This window comes from Shewanella sp. MR-4 (assembly GCF_000014685.1).
Taxonomy (GTDB): domain Bacteria; phylum Pseudomonadota; class Gammaproteobacteria; order Enterobacterales; family Shewanellaceae; genus Shewanella.
Window position 1 is genome coordinate 1461338 of the sequence record NC_008321.1, and the last position, 16167, is coordinate 1477504.

Below are 16167 nucleotides of genomic sequence, written 5' to 3' on the forward strand. Positions count from 1 at the left end.
AACTAAAATTGCTGGGATGAGTCAGTTTACTGGCAGTGCTTTATGGCTCTAAGCAAATTGCATGCCTGATTTATCGTGGTAAAGGGATAAAGTTATCAATAGATTTGTCGATAATCTGAAGAGTTCATGAAGCGCAATATTTTGACTTGGTCTAATACTTGCTTGCTTTATGGCAAAGATTGCGGCTCCCTCTGGGCCACATTGATACTGATGACGAGGTTACTCCTATGCTTAAGCGTGCATTCATTCCTCTGGCACTGTTAGTGCTGGTTGGGTGTGCGACTAAACCCGTGGCACCGCCCAAACCTAGCTTAGCTGACGGCAATGGTTTGCCGCCTACGGCGACAATTAATCATCTAGCACAGCGCATTGTGACTGAGTTAGTCAAGCAGAATGATGCCTTGCGTCCCGACCAACCTATCGTTGTTGCCACGCCTGTGTTAGTGGGGGACTTGAGTAGCACCAATGCGCTGGCGCAGCAGCTCCAGCAAGGGCTAATGACGTCTTTGCATAGCTTTATGTTTAATGTGGTGGATTTGAATTTAGGTAATGGGTTGAGTGTGACGGCTGATGGCGATTTTATTTTGACGCGCGATTGGCAAAAGCTTTCAACCAACTTACCCGTTGACCATGTTGTGGTATCGACGATGAGTCCCACGACCAATGGCATGGCAATCAACACTCGGATTGTCACCCTGAGTAATAACCGCGTAGTGTCAGCCTCTCAAACCTATGTAACCCAAAAAGAGTTGAGCAATTACATGCAGCCTTCAGAGCAAGTTATCTCTCAGGATGGGATTTTATATCGCCAGTCGAGCCCTGGTATGAATGAAGTGCGAGTGCTAGGAGATGGAAAATGAAACGCTACCTATTCATTGTTGCGGCGCTCCTACTGACAGGGTGTGCTGCCAAAGATAAATATGTTCAGTGGGAAGATGTGCCGCCAAGCAGTTTTCCTAAGCTGACGGCCATAGGTTATGCCCCGCTAGAGACTCAACCGGCTAAAGAGCAGTCCCAACGAGTATTGATGGCGATGCAGGCCTCAAAAATCGTGGCTTATCGTGAGCTGGCTGAACAAGTGTATGGACAGAAGATCACTGCCAATAGCAGTGTCAGTGATTGGATGCTGACAGATGACAATGTTAAAGCTTCTGTGACTGGGGTGATCCGCGGCGCGAGAGTGGTAAAAAGTTATCCGGCAGGGGATCACTATGTGACCGAGTTGGAACTTGATTTTGCCAAGGTATGGCAAATTTACCAACAGCAGAGCCGCCCACAAAGAATTAAAGACGTTACCTATTTTTAGCACTAGGTAGGTTTTAGCGCTAGTGCAGGTGCTGCTAGTCCTTGCTGTACCGATAAACAAAAGCCGCACTCAGTTTTAGCGCGGCTTTTGTTTATATCCCGTTTACTATTTATTGCTCGACTTATGCTTTTAAATCATTGCCTAAGCTAGAAAGGGTCGAGGTTCTGCCTTTATCGTTATAGGTTAGAGTAGTCGCGTTTCGGCTCGCCTGTAAGGCTTGGGCAAAACGGTTTAGACTCGCCAAATTCATCTCGATGAGACTGGCATTTTGAGCGTTAAGATCCTTACATTCGGCAAGGGCCTCTTTTACGGCGGCCATTTTATGGGATAGTTCTACTTGCGAGGTGAGTAAGGATTTATCGCTGTGATTGGCCAGTAAGTCATCGTTGGCCTTGAGTTCTTGCAGGCATGTTGATTTTTGCTCCGCAAGCGATAAAAGCAAATCGGCGTTTTGGTCAACCAAAGCGCCTTTTTCCTTGAGAATAATCTGTTTAAGAACAGCCAAATGGGCGTGTTGTTGATCTACCAGTTTAGCTATTTCTGTCATAGTTACTCTTTATTGAGGTCATTCAATTCAGCTTCGAAGCTGGCAATGTTGGCCGCCAACTTTTCGGGATCAATTTTATAGCGACCTTCGGCAATAGCTTGCTTGATTTCAGCTACTTTCTTTTGGTCGACTTCTGGAAGACTGGCCATTTTGGTTTGAGCTCCTTGTAGCTGTTGAGCTTGAGCCGTAATGACAACTGAGTCACCTTTTTGTTGAGTCGATTTAGCCGCAACCTGAGTCGATTGCTCGCTTTCGCTGCTCTTTTTAGTACTGTTTGAACGGACTTGCGCGGCCGCTCCGGCGTTAAATTTGCTAATATCAATTGCCATTTTAGGCTCCAGCGTCGTGTATACGGGATTTCTTAACTGGGGTATCGGCAGCCCATCGAAAAGCTTTAGCTTATTTTACATTCTAACTTCGACTTCGCCAATGGCTGTGACTATAGCATCTAGTTCCTTGTTTGAGCTGCTATTTTTGACCCTAATTTGGTCACCAATATTACCATCTTGCAATGCTTCACCCACGGTTTTTAGCACAAAATTACTGGAACGAACATAAATCGATACTGAATCATTCTTACAAACAAAACAAAGATTGTTAGCAAAAATGGGGAAGTGTTTGGCGACACGGCGTTTAACCCTTACACCTGAAATTTGGTTTGTATCGCTAAATTGCATACCGCGTAAACTGTTTTGATCGACATAACGAATTTCAACCTGACTTGGGTTGATTAATTCACCCGGTGCCAATGTTTCGCTGGCGACCACAACAGGGAACAGGATATCGACGCGAACTGACATAAAAATTTGCCAAGGATAGGCTAAGTCGGGTGTATCACAGCTGACTTTTACCGTGTTGTTGCGGCTGATTTCCCGATCAGATGCCAGCTCAACTTTGATGGGAGAAGCACATTGTGCTGGCAGTGTTCGTTTATCTATGGGTTGTGGAGCAATTTCCACTTTGGCATTCGATGGTACTGAAATCTTTTCATTAATAAGGGCTTTAGCGAGCTCGGATATCGCCGATACGCTAGGTACCACAGGCGCTGCATTGGCGGCCGTGGCGAGAAATAATGCGAGAACACACAAAAAATAGACTAAATTTACTTTCATAATGAAGAGACTAGCTTGTAACGCCAGAATACACCTATACTTTTATCAAACGTGAAACTGTTCTGTGTCGCTAAGGCCAAAATTTCGTGTCAGAAGTTTGACTCAGTTTCAACTATGGTTATGGATGACAAGACGCAAGCAATTAATATGCCTATACTCAAACGAGTTTTAGGGCCGTACATAAACAGAACAACAAGGCAGAGTTATGTCGAGTATTCTTGATTCAGTCAACAAACGCACCCAGCTCGTAGGTCAAAACCGACTAGAATTATTGCTATTTAAGTTAAATGGTCGTCAGCGATTTGGGATTAACGTATTCAAAGTAAAAGAGGTTCTGCAGTGCCCGCCATTAACGGCTTTACCTAAGCTTAACCCCTACGTTAAGGGGGTTGCCCATATTCGCGGAACGACTATCTCAGTCATCGATTTGAGCGCTGCAACTGGCGGACGTCCGTTAGCGAGTACCGAAAATTGCTTTATCATCATTTCAGAATATAACCGCAGCGTACAAGGTTTCTTGGTCAGTTCAGTTGAGCGTATTATCAATATGAATTGGGAAGCCATTATGCCGCCACCGCAAGGTGCTGGCCGTTATTCTTATTTAACAGCAGTGACTGAAATTGAAGGAGAATTAGTCGAAATCCTTGATGTTGAAAAGATTTTAGATGAAATTTCCCCGGTGAAAACCGCGATCAGTGAAGAAGTAAATGAGCAACTCACAATCGATAGAAGTCAACATTATCACATTATGGTGATTGATGATTCTGCGGTTGCTCGTAAGCAAATTATTCGCGCACTTGAGTCGTTAAACTTACAGATTGATACGGCAAAAGATGGCCGCGAAGCATTGGATAAGTTGAAGACTATCGCTGCCGAAATGAACAATGTTGCCGAAGAAATTCCATTGATTATTTCTGATATTGAAATGCCGGAAATGGATGGTTATACCTTAACGGCAGAGATCCGTGACGATCCAAAGCTTAAACATATCAAGGTCGTTTTGCACACTTCATTAAGCGGCGTCTTCAACCAAGCTATGGTACAAAAAGTGGGCGCCAACGACTTTATCGCCAAATTCAATCCCGATGAATTAGCAGCGGCAGTGAACAAGCATTTAAGTTTGTAGTGAAAGTGTGGGTTAGTGCCTAATAGCGTATTACGCTATAATCTAGCCCTTATTACATGATTGTTGGCACTTATTTGGGTGCTTGCTATAGGATCTAGGACGTGAATGTGCCTGACAAATCACTCGCTGAAGCCGAATATAATCAATTTAGGTTGTTCCTAGAACAACACAGCGGCATCGTACTAGGGGAAAATAAACAATACCTAGTGCGCAGTCGCCTTGCTCCTTTGATGGGCAAATATAATCTGCCTTCGTTATCCGATGTAGTAAAACATTCGATGAAGCCAACGGAGCGAGCCTTACGGGCTGAAGTGATCGACGCTATGACAACCAATGAAACCTTATGGTTTCGTGACCGTTATCCCTTTGAGTTGCTGAATAATGTTTTGTTACCTGAATACAGTAAGTTGGGGCGTCCATTAAAGATATGGTCTGCGGCTTGCTCGTCCGGCCAAGAGCCTTATTCGTTGGCAATGACCATATTAGAATATCAGCAGAAGAAACCGGGAGCTTTACCTGGGGGAGCCGCAATTCAGGCGACCGATCTCTCGCCTTCTATGTTGGAGCGTTGCAAAAATGCCGAGTACGACAGTTTAGCATTGGCACGCGGATTATCTGAGGAACGTAAGCGCCAGTTTTTTGATGCTTTGCCCTCTGGCAACATGCGTGTAAAAGATAATGTTAAGCGTTTAGTCAATTTTCGCGCCCATAACTTACTTGAGAGTTACACCTTACTCGGCAAGTTCGACATCATTTTCTGCCGAAATGTACTGATTTATTTTGCCCCGGAGGCAAAAGCAAAAATTTTGCGGCAATTCGCTGCCGCTTTGAACCCGAAGGGCATACTTTTCCTCGGTGCGTCAGAATCGATAGCGGGTCTGACCGATGAGTTTGATATGGTACGTTGCAACCCTGGCATCTATTACCAGAAAAAGACTTAATTTAATGATATTAAATAAAAATTACCGACAATAGTCGGTAATTTTTTACCCCGAAATACCTCGTTTATACACATTTCTATTTGTTACCACTTTTTGGCACATGAATTGCTTTGTTCCCGTGAGAGTCACGATGGAGGCAATTTTATGGCGATTAATTTTGATAAGGCACTCGGTGTGCATCAATTCACTTTGGGGATACGTGCAGAGCGTGCCGAAGTGATTTCAAGCAATATCGCAAATGCCGATACGCCACATTATAAAGCCCGTGACGTCGATTTTTCTGCGGCCTTAAATGTTGCTAAAACTCAGCAACAGCAACGCAATAGCCTGGAGATGACAGGCGATGAGCAGCAGCACTTTGGCCTTGCACAATTAACGGGACAATATGTGAAGTTTCGTGTGCCGAATCAGCCTGACACTGGGGATGGCAATACTGTGGATATTCAACAGGAACAGTCGGCATTTATGCAAAATGCCCTTGAATATCAAATGTCTCTGGGATTTTTAGACAGTAAGTTTAGCGGCATGAAAAAAGCGCTGAGAGGGGATTAATCATGAGTTTATTTAGCATTTTTGATGTGGCTGGCTCTGGTATGTCAGCCCAGTCCGTCAGGCTCAATACCACAGCGAGTAACATCGCTAACGCCGATTCTGTTTCTAGCAGTATTGATAAAACTTACCGCTCTCGTCATCCGATTTTTGAAGCTGAAATGGCCAAGGCGCAGAGTCAGCAACAAGCCTCTCAAGGTGTTGCGGTGAAGGGTATCGTTGAGAGTGATAAACCCCTATTAAAAGAGTATTCGCCGGATCACCCCATGGCGGATGCGGATGGTTTTATTTATAAGCCGAATGTGAATGTCATGGAAGAAATGGCGGATATGATCTCTGCCTCTCGCTCATATCAGATGAATGTTCAAGTCGCTGAAGCCGCAAAATCAATGCTGCAACAAACACTTGGGATGGGTAAATAAGATGCGTTATTTAGGAGGTAAGCTGTGAGCCTCATTAATCAACTTAGCCAGACCTCGGCTCAGCCGACTCAAACTAAGACTCAATCGAATACGGTGGCAACCAATACCACGAGCACTTCAACGGGTAATCCCTTTTTAGATGGGATCCGTTTGCCTGGGAATTCCGTTGTTCCTGAAGCCAAGAGTCAACAGCTGACACAAGAAGATTTTTTCTCGCTACTCAGTCAGCAATTGTCGATGCAGGATCCCTTTAAGCCTGTCGACAACGACCAAATGATTGCGCAAATGGCATCCTTTTCTACCGTGGATGGTATTTCTAAACTTAACGATGAAATTGTTAATTTAAACAGTGTGATGACATCGAGTCAGGCACTGCAAGCATCGGGATTAGTTGGACGTAAGGTGTTGATCCCAACCGATACCGGCAATGTGTCTGTCGAAAGCCCCACCCTGAGTGGCGTGGTGAGTACGCCGGATAAAATCCCTGTTATCAACGTGCGTGTGTTGGATGATAAAGGCCAAGTGGTAAGCACCTTTAACATCGATGGCAGTGATGGCGGCAACATCCCTGTGACATGGGATGGTCTGAATGAAAATGGTGAGCCTGTCAGTGCCGGTAATTACACCATTAAGGCCAGTGGTATTGTCGATGGAGAATCTCAAGAGCTTGCTGTGTCGACCTATGCCCATGTGACAAGCGTTTCGTTAGGTACTGCAAGTACTGGGGCGATTCTCAATCTTCGCGGTGGTGCAGGCATTAAGCTCTCTGATGTACTTGCTGTATCCGAAACCTAATTTGTCAGTATTAAGTTGGACTTGGGTCCTTAATTGAATTGAGTGAAATGTAGAGGTGAATTATGTCGTTTAACATTGCATTGAGTGGCATTTCTGCTGCACAGAAAGACTTAAACACTACAGCGAACAACATCGCGAATGCTAACACCATTGGCTTTAAAGAATCGCGTGCTGAATTTGCGGATGTTTACGCTAATTCAATTTTCTCTAACTCTAAAACCGCCGTCGGTGGTGGTGTGGCAACGAGCCAAGTGGCGCAGCAATTCCACCAAGGTAGTTTGCAGCTGACCAATAACTCATTAGATCTAGCGATTAAAGGGGGCGGTTTTTTTGTGACCGCTTCTGAGATTGGTACCTTAGATCATCAATTTACCCGAGCCGGTGCATTTAAAGTCGATAAAAATAATTATATGGTTGATTCAGCTGGTAATTATTTACAAACTTTCCCTGTCGACAAGGACGGTAACTCGACTTCTGTGAGTTTAACCACCGCTAAACCAGTGCAAATTCCGGATACTGCAGGTAGCCCAGTTCAGACTGAAAACGTGACCCTGCAGATGAACCTTAATGCGAAAGAAGGTTCACTTGACCCTGCAGCCTTTGATCCGCTGGACTCTAAAACCTACAACAGTGTGACCTCAATGACGATTTACGACTCACTCGGTGAGCCGCATATCATGACCACCTATTTTGTGAAGCCAAACAACGGCTCTTACAACGGTGAAAACAACTGGGTTGCCTATTACGCAATTGATGGTAAGCAAGTGGATGTGTCTGGCCCAGCCGGAACTTACCAGACTGATACCAATGGCGATGGTACGGCTGATGGTACAGGGACAGCCCAAACCACAGGCGGTTGGAAAGGTTCGGTGTTGAAGTTTAACTCGGTCGGTGTGTATACCGGAAGCGATCCTGCGGTCGTGACAACTGAAGCATTGGGCGTGGGTGGTGCTGGTGTGTTAGGCCCTGGTGCCGATGGTACTCAAGATGTGACCATTAAGTTCAATGCACCGACTCAGTATTCGGCTCCGTTTGCGGCAACCGAATTAACGCAGGATGGTACCACTGTGGGTCGTTTAACCAACGTCGAAATCGGTGAAGATGGTTTGATCACCGCCAGCTACTCCAACGGTTCAACCGTGCCATTATCCCGGGTTGCCTTGGTTCGTTTTGCCAACGAGCAAGGTTTAACTCAAGTGGGCAACACTTCATGGAAGGCCAGCCTTGAGTCGGGTCCAGCGCTCGCGGGTGAACCAAACAGTGGTACATTCGGTAGCATTAGTTCTTCGGCATTAGAGCAGTCCAACATCGACTTAACGACTGAACTAGTGGATTTGATTTCGGCACAACGTAACTTCCAGGCCAACTCGCGTACCCTCGAAGTGAACAACACACTGCAACAAACTGTACTGCAAATTCGTTAAGCTGGTTTCTCCCTTTTCTAAGTGTTGCCGCTGGCGGCAACACTTAGCCTCTTTTAGCGCTATATTCATTTCTTTATTATCTTCTTCTATTTTATCAGTTAATTAGCTCAAAATTTTATTGGCATGATGCTTGCTTTGCTATTGTCAGGTTGAAAATTTGACGGAGCAGTCTGTGGACAAATTCCTCTACATATCCATGAGCGGTGCTAAGCAAAACATGAATGAGTTGGCTTTGCGTGCCAACAACTTAGCTAACGCCAATACCGATGGATTTAAGTCTGATATGGCGCAGGCCAGATCGATGCAAGCCTTTGGTGAAGGATTGCCATCGAGGGTATTTGCCATGGTCGAAACACCCTCCGCCAATTTTCGTGCAGGTCCGATTAAAACCACTGGGCGGGATCTTGACGTTGCCATTAAAGGTGATGGTTGGTTCGCCGTACAGGCAAAGGATGGTAGTGAGGCTTACACCCGTTCAGGCAGCTTAAGTTTTGACTCGACAGGGTTATTGCATAACGACCGTGGTAATCCAGTGATGGGTGATGCGGGGCCGATAGTGTTACCGCTGCCGATTGAAAAAGTCACCATCTCACAGGATGGCATTATCTCTGTACGTCCTCAGGGCGCGACAACGGAGGTGATCGAAGAGGTGGGCCGGTTAAAGCTAGTTAATCCAGGTAACGCACAAATGATGCGCGGCGAGGATGGACTGTTCCGTTTGGTGTCGGGAGATCCTGCGCCAGCCGATCCGAATGTGTTTGTTGAAAGTGGTGCTGTAGAGGGCAGTAACGTCAATCCAGTGGATGAGATGGTGTCCTTAATCGACCTACAGCGACAATTTGAATTGCAAGTGAAGATGATGAAAACCGCGGAAGAAAATGACCGAGCTTCATCTTCATTAATGCGGATTAGTTAGGAGATAAATTATGCATCCAGCGTTATGGATTAGTAAAACTGGCTTAGACGCACAGCAAACCGATATTGCGGTGATTTCAAACAACGTCGCGAACGCCAGCACCGTCGGCTACAAAAAGAGCCGCGCAGTCTTTGAAGACTTACTCTATCAAACCGTTAACCAAGCGGGGGGCATTAGTGCCTCGAATACTAAATTACCCAATGGGTTAAATATTGGTGCGGGTACCAAAGTGGTGGCCACTCAAAAAATGTTTACCCAAGGCAATATGTTGACCACGGATAACTCACTCGATCTGATGATTGAAGGCCCAGGCTTTTTCGAAGTACAGCTACCCGATGGCACCACTGCCTATACCCGTAATGGTCAATTTACCTTAGATGATACTGGGCAAATTGTAACGCCAGGTTCGGGTTACGTTCTGCAACCTGCAATCACGATTCCCGATGATGCGACCAGCATTACCGTGTCTGCCGAGGGGGAAGTCTCGGTGAAAACACCGGGCACGGCGGAAAACCAAGTCGTGGGGCAGCTCAGCATGTCCGACTTTATTAACCCATCGGGTTTAGATCCTATGGGACAAAACCTGTACACCGAAACAGGTGCCAGTGGTACGCCTATCCAAGGCACTGCATCACTCGATGGTATGGGGGCGATTCGTCAAGGCGCGTTAGAAACCTCTAACGTGAATGTGACCGAAGAGCTAGTGAATCTTATTGAAAGTCAGCGGATCTACGAGATGAACTCCAAAGTGATTTCGGCGGTGGATCAGATGCTGGCTTATGTGAATCAGAATTTATAGAGGCACATTATCATGGCTAGATATTTTATATTGGCCGCTGCGCTCTTGCTTACGGCATGTAGCTCCACCTCCAAGAAACCGATTGCAGATGATCCTTTCTATGCACCGGTTTACCCCGAAGCGCCGCCAACCAAAATTGCTGCTACGGGATCCATTTACCAAGACAGCCAAGCGGCCAGTCTCTATTCGGATATTCGCGCCCATAAAGTGGGTGACATCATCACTATCGTGTTGAAGGAAGCGACTCAGGCGAAAAAGAGTGCGGGTAATCAGATCAAAAAAGGCTCTGATCTGTCGCTCGACCCTATTTATGCCGGTGGTAGCAATGTGTCGATTGGCGGGGTTCCCCTCGATCTGCGTTACAAAGACAGCATGAACACTAAGCGGGAATCCGATGCCGATCAAAGCAATAGCTTAGATGGCAGTATTTCCGCCAACGTGATGCAAGTACTCAATAACGGCAACTTAGTGGTGCGTGGCGAGAAATGGATTTCCATTAATAACGGCGATGAGTTTATCCGAGTGACCGGCATAGTACGTTCACAGGATATCAAGCCTGACAACACTATCGATTCAACCCGTATGGCCAATGCGCGTATTCAATACAGCGGTACTGGTACCTTCGCCGATGCGCAAAAGGTGGGCTGGTTAAGCCAGTTCTTTATGAGCGATTGGTGGCCCTTCTAAGGAGTCGTATCATGAAATTGAAACTGATTTTAGCGGTTGCCATGCTGGCATTTTCACTTCCTAGCCAAGCAGAGCGCATTAAAGATATTGCCAATGTTCAAGGGGTTCGTAGTAACCAATTGATTGGTTACGGCTTAGTCGTCGGTTTACCGGGCACGGGTGAGAAGACCCGTTATACCGAGCAGACCTTTACCACCATGCTGAAAAACTTTGGGATTAACTTGCCCGATAATTTCAGACCCAAAATTAAGAACGTGGCCGTGGTGGCAGTGCATGCGGACATGCCAGCCTTTATCAAACCTGGTCAAGAATTGGATGTCACAGTATCAAGCCTAGGTGAAGCGAAAAGCTTACGTGGCGGTACCTTACTACAAACTTTCCTTAAAGGGGTTGATGGGAATGTGTATGCGATTGCGCAGGGCAGTTTAGTGGTCAGCGGCTTTAGCGCCGATGGTTTGGATGGTTCTAAAGTCATTCAAAATACGCCAACCGTGGGTCGTATTCCTAACGGCGCGATCGTTGAACGCAGCGTAGCAACGCCATTTTCGACTGGCGATTATTTGACGTTTAACCTACGCCGCTCGGACTTTTCGACCGCGCAGCGTATGGCCGATGCAATCAATGACTTGCTTGGCCCCGATATGGCGCGGCCATTGGATGCGACCTCTGTGCAGGTCAGTGCTCCAAGGGATGTGTCACAACGGGTGTCCTTTTTAGCCACACTCGAGAATATCGAAGTGGAGCCTGCTGATGAGTCTGCCAAAGTGATCGTGAACTCCCGTACGGGTACGATTGTGGTTGGGCAGAACGTCAAGTTATTGCCAGCCGCGGTGACACATGGTGGCTTGACTGTGACTATTGCCGAAGCGACTCAGGTGTCTCAACCTAATGCGTTAGCGAATGGTCAAACGACGGTGACCAGCAATAGCACAATCAATGCGAGCGAAAGTAATCGCCGTATGTTTATGTTCAATCCTGGCACGACCTTAGATGAGTTAGTGCGAGCCGTAAACTTGGTGGGCGCGGCCCCTTCAGATGTACTTGCTATCCTCGAAGCGTTAAAAGTGGCAGGTGCTTTGCATGGTGAACTTATCATCATCTAATTTCTGTCGGGAAAATCATGGAAAAGCTTTCAAGTTCATCACATTTTCTTGATCTGGGCGGGCTCGACTCCCTGCGCGCCCAGGCTCAGAAAGATGAGAAGGGCGCCTTGAAAAAAGTCGCCCAACAATTTGAAGGCGTTTTCGTGCAAATGCTGATGAAGAGCATGCGTGACGCCAACGCAGTGTTTGAATCCGACAGCCCACTCAACAGCCAATACACTAAATTTTATGAGCAAATGCGGGACCAGCAGTTATCCGTCGATTTATCGGATAAAGGTGTGCTGGGCCTTGCAGACATGATGGTGCAGCAATTATCCCCCGAGTCGAGTCAGTTTACGCCCGCATCCGTGCTGCGTAATGACGGTGGTATGAAGCTGCAACATGATGCGAAAGCCTTCAATATTCCAGCTCAAGCAACCTCGGCAGCTGAAACTCAAACTGCGGCTGCGCCAGTCGTTGCCGCGCAAGGTGTTCCGGCATCGATTGCACGCCCAAGTGCTAACGTGGATAACGGCGATGGCGTGACGTCCTCCTTAGATATTGATAGACCTGAGCGTTTGCTGGCCATAGATACGCCAAAGCCCGCTTGGTCAGAGCAACCCTTATCGCCAATCGAACCTGTGATCAGTGGCCAAATCTTGCCGACGGCGGCATTTAGGGAAACACAAAAGACCCTCAAATTTGGTAGTCGGGAAGAGTTTTTGGCGACCCTCTATCCTCATGCAGAAAAAGCCGCCAAAGCCCTTGGCACTCAACCCGAAGTGCTCTTGGCACAGTCAGCCCTTGAGACGGGCTGGGGTCAAAAAATTGTCCGTGGCAATAATGGCGCGCCAAGCCATAACCTGTTCAATATTAAAGCCGATCGTCGCTGGCAAGGTGATAAGGCTAACGTGAGTACCTTGGAATTTGAGCAGGGTATTGCCGTTAGACAAAAAGCCGATTTTAGGGTGTATGCCGATTTCGAGCACAGTTTTAACGATTTTGTTTCCTTTATTGCTGAGGGTGAGCGTTATCAGGCGGCGAAGAAAGTCGCGGCGTCACCAACTCAGTTTATTCGAGCATTACAGGATGCTGGTTATGCCACCGATCCTAAATATGCTGAAAAAGTCATTAAAGTTATGCAGTCCATCAGCGAAGAGCTGAAATCGATACTGCCAGGAGAAGACAAATGATCATTCTTCATAGGATGTTAGTGTTGGGGAGTATCGGCTAATGGCTATCGATCTATTAAATATTGCCCGTACAGGCGTACTCGCATCCCAGTCACAACTGGGAGTGACCAGTAATAACATCGCCAATGCCAACACCGCGGGTTATCACAGACAAGTGGCGACGCAAACCACGTTAGATTCACAACGTCTTGGTAATAGCTTCTATGGCACAGGTACGTATGTCTCTGATGTTAAGCGTATTTACAATGACTATGCTGCACGCGAATTGCGGATTGGCCAAACCACGCTGAGTGCGGCCGAAGCGAGCTACGGCAAGTTGAGCGAGCTTGATCAAGTCTTCTCGCAAATCGGCAAAATAGTGCCACAGAGCTTGAACGATTTGTTTTCAGGGCTAAATAGTTTGGCGGACTTGCCTGCAGACTTAGGCATTCGTAGCTCGACCTTAAACGATGCCAAACAATTGGCGAACAGTTTGAACCAGATGCAGTCGACGCTGAACGGACAGCTGACTCAAACCAATGATCAAATCACGGGTATGACGAAGCGTATCAATGAGATCAGCACTGAACTTGCTAATCTAAACCTAGAGTTGATGAAGTCGCCAAACCAAGACGCCATGTTACTGGACAAGCAAGATGCATTGGTACAGGAGCTGAGTCAGTACGCGCAGGTGAATGTGATCCCCTTAGAAAACGGGGCCAAAAGCATCATGCTCGGCGGCGCAATTATGCTGGTTTCGGGGGAAGTCCCCATGTCGATCAGCACTGCGACGGGTGACCCTTTCCCGAATGAACTGCAGTTGATGTCGACCATTGGCTCCCAAAGTGTACGTGTCGATCCTACCAAGTTAGGCGGCCAGCTCGGTGCCTTGTTTGAGTATCGTGAACAAACTCTAGTGCCAGCGGGGTTAGAACTCGACCAACTGGCGCTTGGGGTTGCCGATAACTTTAACAAGTTACAGGCGGAAGGATTCGATCTTAACGGCCAAGTGGGCGCCGATATCTTTAAGGATATCAACGATCCTCTAATGTCTATCGGTCGTGTGGCTGGATTTTCCGGTAACACAGGTAATGCGACCTTAGGTGTCAATATTGACGATACGAGCGCTTTATCGGGTGGCTCCTACGAGCTGTCTTTTACGGCGCCAGCCACCTATGAACTCAGAGACACACAAACCGGCACTATCACACCGCTCACCTTAAATGGCACTAAGCTCGAAGGTGGCGCGGGATTCTCTATTGATATTAAAGCCGGCGCCATGGCTTCTGGGGATAGATTCGCGATTCGTCCCACCGCGGGAGCGGCGAATGGTATTGAAGTGGTGATGACAGATCCCAAAGGCATTGCCGCCGCTGCGCCCAAAATCACCCCAGATGCAGCGAACTCAGGCAATACTCAAGTGAAGGTAACGCAAATTACCAACCGCAGTGCGGCAAACTTCCCGACAACGGGTAGCGAGCTCACCATTCAATTGAATACCACGGCTGTGCCGCCAACCTTTGAAGCCTTCGATGCCAATGGTACATCCCTTGGCGCTCCAGCGGCATATACGCCACCCAGCATTAGTGCGTTTGGCTTTACCTTTGAAGTTGATAGCAGTGCGGCGGCCGCAGGCGACAAATTCACCTTCGATTTATCCTTTTCCGAAGGGGATAACACTAATGCCTTGGCAATGGCTAAACTCAGTGAAACCAAAGTGATGAATGGCGGCAAATCGACGCTTGCCGATGTGTTTGAGCAGACCAAGCAAGATATCGGCAGTCAAACCAAAGCGGCCGAAGTTCGAGTTGGGGCGGCTGATGCGATTTATCAACAGGCTTACGCCAGAGTAGAGAGCGAATCAGGGGTGAACTTAGATGAAGAAGCTGCAAACCTGATGCGTTTCCAACAGGCCTACCAAGCGTCTGCGCGGATCATGTCAACCGCCCAGCAAATTTTTGACACCCTACTGACCTCAGTGCGTTAGGAGAAGTGACGATGAGACTATCAAGTGCGCAGCTCTTTAATCAAAGCATTAGTAGTGTGCTGCAAAAACAAACGGCTACGAGCAAGATTTTGGATCAGCTCAGCAGTGGCAAAAAGGTCAATACCTCAGGGGATGACCCGGTTGCGGCTTTAGGTATCGATAACCTGAATCAACGCAATGCCTTAGTCGATCAATTTATGAAGAATATCGACTATGCCACCAATCATCTTCAACAAACAGAGAGTCAGTTAGGCCAAGCAGATACCTTAATATCCAGTATGAAAGATTTGATGTTACAGGGTTCAAACGGCAGCCAAACATCTGAGGAGCGGCAAACTATTGCCGATGATTTGCGCAAGAGCCTTGACCAGTTATTGACGATTGCGAATACCAAAGATGAATCGGGCAATTATTTGTTTGCGGGTAATAAGACTGATACTTTGCCATTCCAATTTGATGCCAATGGCAAAATTGTCTATCAAGGTGATTCTGGTGTCCACAGTGCCATAATCGCATCAGGTATACAGCTTAATACCAATGTCGCTGGTGATACCGCATTCATCAAATCCCCCAATGCCATGGGCGATTATAGCGTCAATTATTTGCCATCCCAGCAAGGGGAGTTCAGTGTTACCAGTGCAAAGCTTGACGGTGTAACGCCTTCACTTTCCGACTATAAGATTAATTTTTTAGATGATGGTGCGGGTGGTATTAATGTGGAAGTCACTGATACTGCTACCCCTGCGAATGTGATTTCAGCCGCAGCACCTTTTGATCCCTCAGCATCAATCAATTTTGACGGCGTTAAGCTAAGCATTGAAGGTGAGCCAAAGATTGGTGACAGCTTCACCCTTCACCAAGAAGCTGAAGTGAGTATTTTCGACACCTTTAGTAAGGCTATCGACCTATTTGAAAATGGTGAACAAGTACAAACTCCTTCAGGTCAATCAGAATTGGCACAGTTATTGAATAATGTTCAGAGTGGTGTCAAACAAATCAGTCAGCAACAAGGCTTAGCAGGCAACAGTTTAAAAGTACTGGAAAAATATACTGATAAGCATACTGATGAAAAGTTGATCAACACCTCGGCGTTATCCAAGTTGGAGGATGTCGACTATGCCACTGCGATTACTGAATTTGAAAAGCAACAACTTGCGCTCAATGCGGTATCCAGTGTGTTTAGTAAAGTGGGCTCAGTATCGTTGTTTGACTATATCTAGAGCCCGCCTCGCCCAAAACAACAGAGTGCGCCACTTTTGTAAAAGTGTCTCTGAGTTTAATAGGGCAGGTTTTAGATAGAAA

Annotated in this window: 18 protein-coding genes; 15 read left to right on the plus strand and 3 right to left on the minus strand. The window is 46.8% G+C overall.

The features are described from left to right. Positions 1-227 precede the first annotated feature (227 nt). Positions 228-860 carry a FlgO family outer membrane protein gene (locus SHEWMR4_RS06575; protein ID WP_011622040.1) on the plus strand — a complete coding sequence of 211 codons (633 nt, stop codon included), beginning with the start codon at positions 228-230 and terminating at the stop codon, positions 858-860. Further along, positions 857-1306: an LPP20 family lipoprotein gene (locus SHEWMR4_RS06580; protein WP_011622041.1), complete on the plus strand. Its 450-nt coding sequence runs from the start codon at positions 857-859 to the stop codon at positions 1304-1306. Before SHEWMR4_RS06575 ends, SHEWMR4_RS06580 begins: the two co-directional genes overlap by 4 nt. 121 nt (positions 1307-1427) lie before the next feature. Here SHEWMR4_RS06580 and SHEWMR4_RS06585 read toward each other — a convergent pair whose 3' ends face one another. The 3 genes from SHEWMR4_RS06585 to flgA all read right to left on the minus strand — a co-directional run bounded on the left by SHEWMR4_RS06585 (position 1428) and on the right by flgA (position 2965). Then, the gene (locus SHEWMR4_RS06585; RefSeq protein WP_011622042.1) at positions 1428-1853 is read right to left on the minus strand and encodes a flagella synthesis protein FlgN; all 426 of its coding nucleotides are present in this window, start codon (positions 1851-1853) and stop codon (positions 1428-1430) included. 2 nt (positions 1854-1855) lie between these two features. Continuing rightward, complete coding sequence (flgM, locus tag SHEWMR4_RS06590; RefSeq protein WP_011622043.1) at positions 1856-2182, minus strand: flagellar biosynthesis anti-sigma factor FlgM; 327 nt, start codon at positions 2180-2182, stop codon at positions 1856-1858. Positions 2183-2257: 75 nt separating this feature from the next. Continuing rightward, positions 2258-2965: a flagellar basal body P-ring formation chaperone FlgA gene (gene flgA, locus SHEWMR4_RS06595; RefSeq protein WP_011622044.1), complete on the minus strand. Its 708-nt coding sequence runs from the start codon at positions 2963-2965 to the stop codon at positions 2258-2260. Between the two features lie 205 nt (positions 2966-3170). Here flgA and SHEWMR4_RS06600 point away from each other — a divergent pair, with 205 nt between their 5' ends. From SHEWMR4_RS06600 to flgL, 13 genes are all read left to right on the plus strand, one after another. Beyond that, on the plus strand, positions 3171-4091 hold the full coding sequence (locus SHEWMR4_RS06600) for a chemotaxis protein CheV (protein ID WP_011622045.1): 921 nt from the start codon (positions 3171-3173) through the stop codon (positions 4089-4091). A 101-nt stretch (positions 4092-4192) separates the two neighbouring features. After that, positions 4193-5032 carry a CheR family methyltransferase gene (locus SHEWMR4_RS06605; RefSeq protein WP_011622046.1) on the plus strand — a complete coding sequence of 280 codons (840 nt, stop codon included), beginning with the start codon at positions 4193-4195 and terminating at the stop codon, positions 5030-5032. 144 nt (positions 5033-5176) lie between these two features. Then, positions 5177-5584: a flagellar basal body rod protein FlgB gene (gene flgB, locus SHEWMR4_RS06610; RefSeq protein WP_011622047.1), complete on the plus strand. Its 408-nt coding sequence runs from the start codon at positions 5177-5179 to the stop codon at positions 5582-5584. 2 nt (positions 5585-5586) lie between these two features. Next, the gene (flgC, locus tag SHEWMR4_RS06615) at positions 5587-6003 is read left to right on the plus strand and encodes a flagellar basal body rod protein FlgC (RefSeq protein ID WP_011622048.1); all 417 of its coding nucleotides are present in this window, start codon (positions 5587-5589) and stop codon (positions 6001-6003) included. Between the two features lie 24 nt (positions 6004-6027). Further along, on the plus strand, positions 6028-6798 hold the full coding sequence (gene flgD / locus SHEWMR4_RS06620) for a flagellar hook assembly protein FlgD (protein ID WP_011622049.1): 771 nt from the start codon (positions 6028-6030) through the stop codon (positions 6796-6798). A 62-nt stretch (positions 6799-6860) separates the two neighbouring features. After that, the gene (flgE, locus tag SHEWMR4_RS06625; protein ID WP_011622050.1) at positions 6861-8222 is read left to right on the plus strand and encodes a flagellar hook protein FlgE; all 1362 of its coding nucleotides are present in this window, start codon (positions 6861-6863) and stop codon (positions 8220-8222) included. Between the two features lie 172 nt (positions 8223-8394). Further along, positions 8395-9138: a flagellar basal-body rod protein FlgF gene (flgF, locus tag SHEWMR4_RS06630; protein ID WP_011622051.1), complete on the plus strand. Its 744-nt coding sequence runs from the start codon at positions 8395-8397 to the stop codon at positions 9136-9138. 10 nt (positions 9139-9148) lie between these two features. After that, a complete protein-coding gene (gene flgG / locus SHEWMR4_RS06635) occupies positions 9149-9937 on the plus strand; it encodes a flagellar basal-body rod protein FlgG (protein ID WP_011622052.1) in 789 nt (262 codons plus the stop codon). A gap of 12 nt (positions 9938-9949) precedes the next feature. Beyond that, positions 9950-10624, plus strand: coding sequence for a flagellar basal body L-ring protein FlgH (gene flgH, locus SHEWMR4_RS06640; RefSeq protein WP_011622053.1), 675 nt, complete (start codon positions 9950-9952; stop codon positions 10622-10624). Between the two features lie 11 nt (positions 10625-10635). Further along, entirely contained in the window at positions 10636-11727 is a 1092-nt protein-coding gene (locus tag SHEWMR4_RS06645; protein WP_011622054.1) for a flagellar basal body P-ring protein FlgI, read from the plus strand. A gap of 17 nt (positions 11728-11744) precedes the next feature. Then, on the plus strand, positions 11745-12899 hold the full coding sequence (gene flgJ / locus SHEWMR4_RS06650) for a flagellar assembly peptidoglycan hydrolase FlgJ (protein WP_011622055.1): 1155 nt from the start codon (positions 11745-11747) through the stop codon (positions 12897-12899). Positions 12900-12939: 40 nt separating this feature from the next. Then, positions 12940-14865, plus strand: coding sequence for a flagellar hook-associated protein FlgK (gene flgK / locus SHEWMR4_RS06655; RefSeq protein ID WP_011622056.1), 1926 nt, complete (start codon positions 12940-12942; stop codon positions 14863-14865). Between the two features lie 11 nt (positions 14866-14876). Continuing rightward, positions 14877-16085 (plus strand): flagellar hook-associated protein FlgL, encoded by a 1209-nt coding sequence (flgL, locus tag SHEWMR4_RS06660; protein ID WP_011622057.1) that lies wholly within the window; start codon positions 14877-14879, stop codon positions 16083-16085. The last annotated feature ends 82 nt before the right edge of the window (positions 16086-16167 follow it).